Annotated in this window: 2 protein-coding genes and 9 tRNA genes; all 11 read left to right on the top strand. The window is 33.3% G+C overall.

The window, feature by feature from the left end:
- Positions 1-36 precede the first annotated feature (36 nt).
- A tRNA-Lys gene (locus CPX_RS02710) sits at positions 37-112 on the top strand.
- Positions 113-162: 50 nt separating this feature from the next.
- Positions 163-249: transfer RNA gene (locus CPX_RS02715), tRNA-Leu, on the top strand.
- A 9-nt stretch (positions 250-258) separates the two neighbouring features.
- Positions 259-334: transfer RNA gene (locus tag CPX_RS02720), tRNA-Ala, on the top strand.
- A gap of 48 nt (positions 335-382) precedes the next feature.
- Positions 383-459 (top strand) — tRNA-Met (locus tag CPX_RS02725).
- A gap of 6 nt (positions 460-465) precedes the next feature.
- Positions 466-542: transfer RNA gene (locus CPX_RS02730), tRNA-Ile, on the top strand.
- 35 nt (positions 543-577) lie between these two features.
- Positions 578-668 (top strand) — tRNA-Ser (locus tag CPX_RS02735).
- A gap of 72 nt (positions 669-740) precedes the next feature.
- A tRNA-Met gene (locus CPX_RS02740) sits at positions 741-817 on the top strand.
- Positions 818-836: 19 nt separating this feature from the next.
- A tRNA-Asp gene (locus tag CPX_RS02745) sits at positions 837-912 on the top strand.
- A gap of 15 nt (positions 913-927) precedes the next feature.
- Positions 928-1,003: transfer RNA gene (locus CPX_RS02750), tRNA-Phe, on the top strand.
- A gap of 106 nt (positions 1,004-1,109) precedes the next feature.
- Positions 1,110-2,051 (top strand): hypothetical protein, encoded by a 942-nt coding sequence (locus CPX_RS02755; RefSeq protein ID WP_053521627.1) that lies wholly within the window; start codon positions 1,110-1,112, stop codon positions 2,049-2,051.
- Positions 2,052-2,092: 41 nt separating this feature from the next.
- Positions 2,093-2,446 carry a hypothetical protein gene (locus CPX_RS02760; protein WP_200902633.1) on the top strand — a complete coding sequence of 118 codons (354 nt, stop codon included), beginning with the start codon at positions 2,093-2,095 and terminating at the stop codon, positions 2,444-2,446.
- Positions 2,447-2,515 lie beyond the last annotated feature (69 nt).

A 2,515-nucleotide genomic window follows, 5' to 3' on the forward strand; every position in this document is an offset into this window, starting at 1 on the left:
TTGCGGGTTCGATTCCTGTTTTTGGCACCATTAGGCGGCCCGTTAGCTCAGTTGGTAGAGCACTTGACTTTTAATCAAGGTGTCAAAGGTTCGAGTCCTTTACGGGTCACCATTTTATTAATTTTTAGACAAATATAAACGAAAACTTAATTTAGCTTATTTGCCTGAATGGTGGAATAGGTAGACACGTGGGACTTAAAATCCCATGGTTTTAGAGCCGTGCCGGTTCAAGTCCGGCTTCAGGTACCATTAAAAAAAGGGGTTTTAGCTCAGTTGGTAGAGCGCCTGTCTTGCACACAGGAGGTCAGCGGTTCGAATCCGCTAAGCTCCACCAACATTAATATTAATAATTTCAAAAATTAAAAAACAAAATTTAAACAAAGGCGGTGTAGCTCAGCTGGCTAGAGCACATGGTTCATACCCGTGAGGTCGAGGGTTCGAGTCCCTCTGCCGCCACCATCGTATGGACCTGTAGCTCAGTTGGTCAGAGCCACCGGCTCATAACCGGTTGGTCGTAGGTTCGAATCCTACCGGGTCCACCATAAATTTAATTAAAATTTTGTTATAATTAATTTTTGGAGGAATACCCAAGTTCGGTTGAAGGGGCCAGTCTTGAAAACTGGAAGGTCTGAAAGGGCGCGGGGGTTCGAATCCCTCTTCCTCCGCCAATATTTAAAAATAATTTTTTATAAATATTTGCCAATAACTTATGTTATAATTTTTATGATTTAAGTTGAGATCGCGGGATAGAGCAGTTTGGTAGCTCGTCGGGCTCATAATCCGAAGGTCGTAGGTTCAAATCCTACTCCCGCAACCAAAAAAAACACAAACAAAAAGGTCCGGTGGTGTAGTGGTTAACATGCTTGCCTGTCACGCAGGAGATCGCGGGTTCGATCCCCGTCCGGACCGCCAAAATAAATAATATTTGGCTCTGTAGCTCAGTCGGTAGAGCAGTGGCCTGAAGAGCCTCGTGTCGGCAGTTCGATTCTGTCCGGAGCCGCCATTGATTATATTTAAAATTAACTTTTTTTAAACAAAATTTGATGCATTTGTTATAATATTTCTGTATTATTAATTTTTTATTAAATTAAAAATTAGAAAGAAAAAAATTGAAAAAAAGTAAATTTTGTTTAAAAAAAGTTAATTTATTATTTTTTATTTCGATATTTTTATTTTATTTTAACTCTTTTTATGTTTATGCTATAGAAAAAAGCCAAAAAAAAGAAGAAATAGAGTTAAGCATTTTAGAAGAAAAAAATACAAGAAAAATGATAGATAAACAATCTTCATCTGCAAATGATGATGTAATTTCGCAACAGGAAAAATTTGATGAATCCTCTGTGATTGATGTTTCTTTTTCGTTGTTAGAAAATGATTATAAAAAAGATTCATCCAAAAAACATTCTTTTATAGGATGGAAACATGATTTTGGCTCTTTGTTTTCTAAAAAAATAAGGCTTTTTTATAACGTAGCTCAAGTTAAAACAGTTCCTTGTGCTTCTTTCCAAGAATGGTTGAACTTTAAACAGTTATGTTTTGGCCTTGTGGAACATCATATCCCTAAAGTTAATCTTTTATTTGATTTGATTGATTTTTCCGGCATTAAAGAAGAGTTTGTTGATGATAAATATGATAGAATAGCTTTAGAAACGGTTGATTTTTATCGTTTATTGAAGAAAGAACCAGATTTAGGATGTTTTTATTTTAAAAAGAACGAAATAAAGGCAATCGATTCGGTTAATATTTCGTTTTGCAATTGTAAAAACACAGGCTATTCTTTGTTAGAATTGATTCATGAAATAATACATTTTAGAGACAATGATTTAGATACTTTAAAAAAACATTTAGTGATTTATGTTCAACATTTAATGGAAATCGTGAGAGGCGAAAATATTTCCGAAGAAGTAGAACTTTCTATCGAACAGTTATTGGATAAAATCACTAGACTTTACCTTTTACGCAGAAAATTTTTGCTCAAAATAATGAAGAACATAAACAAACACAAATTACACACAATGTTAACGTTCAAGATGATACAACAGATATTGTAGAAACTCTTGATGCTTCTTACGAAGACAAACATAAAATAGGAATGGCTAAGGTTGTTGATGAGTTGAAAAATTATGCTGAAACTCTGCACGCCGATAAAGCTTCCAAAAAAATGATTCTAGATGTAGTAAGTAGTATTATTAATGACTATTTATGCATAGATGAATGGGCTTTAGTTCAAACTGATTCTTTTCAAGTTTTTGCATACGATAGCAATAAGATGAAAGATATAGTGACTGCTAAGTTAACTTACACTACCAACCTTACTATAACTTTGGTAAAAAACGATTACAAAACTAAAACTAGTTATACTTTTATTTTTGATGCTTTTACTAAAAACATAAATGATGCAGTTGCTAACACTATAAGCACTTTATGGCCGAATTTGCCTTCATAATTACCAAAAAGATTAATGAATTTTTAAAATATTAATGATATTTATAAATTTAGAAACAAAAAAACTATT

Origin of the sequence: Candidatus Phytoplasma pruni, from assembly GCF_001277135.1 — a bacterium.
Lineage (GTDB): Bacteria > Bacillota_I > Bacilli_A > Acholeplasmatales > Acholeplasmataceae > Phytoplasma > Phytoplasma pruni.

Bases quoted from the DNA above. Each gene is read 5' to 3' on its own strand.
- CPX_RS02760 (WP_200902633.1), top strand. From the start codon at position 2,093: ATGGCTAAGGTTGTTGATGAGTTGAAAAATTATGCTGAAACTCTGCAC.